Genomic DNA, 504 nt, shown 5'->3' on the forward strand with positions numbered 1-504 from the left:
CGGCGGCTCACGGTTTTATGGGCGCCTTTGAGGCGCTCACAATTTCAAGCCACCGGCTTTGCCGGTGGTATTTGACTGGTCAATGGCGTCAATCCCCAAGGCGATATCCCCTGAGCATGCCAGGCGAGCGTTGGCCAGTTGCGACCGCCGCCGTCCAATCGGCCGCCGGGATTATGCGATTCTGCTCCTCCTTGCCCGGCTGGGATTGCGGGGTGGCGAGGTGGCTTCCTTGACGCTGGATGACATCGATTGGGAAACGGGCACGTTGAACATTCACGGAAAAGGCGGTCAGGAGTCGCCCCTGCCATTACTCGCACCGGTGGGTGAAGCGATCGCCGACTACCTGAAAAACGGACGCGCCGATTCTGAGAGTCGGAATGTTTTCCTGCGAATAAACGCGCCGATTCGTGGCTTCAAGACGGAAAAAGCGGTATGGAACGAGTGAGAAATAACTTCCAGAAGTGGCCCTGGCGGGTGCAAAGCGACGCTGGTAAGATGCGGTCC

General features: G+C 58.7%; 1 protein-coding gene. It reads left to right on the plus strand.

All coding sequences use genetic code 11. The features are described from left to right. The first annotated feature begins 82 nt into the window (after window positions 1–82). On the plus strand, window positions 83–445 hold the full coding sequence (locus J8I87_RS44200) for a tyrosine-type recombinase/integrase (RefSeq protein WP_209938949.1): 363 nt from the start codon (window positions 83–85) through the stop codon (window positions 443–445). The last annotated feature ends 59 nt before the right edge of the window (window positions 446–504 follow it).

The sequence above is a fragment of the Paraburkholderia sp. LEh10 genome (assembly GCF_017814945.1).
GTDB lineage: Bacteria > Pseudomonadota > Gammaproteobacteria > Burkholderiales > Burkholderiaceae > Paraburkholderia.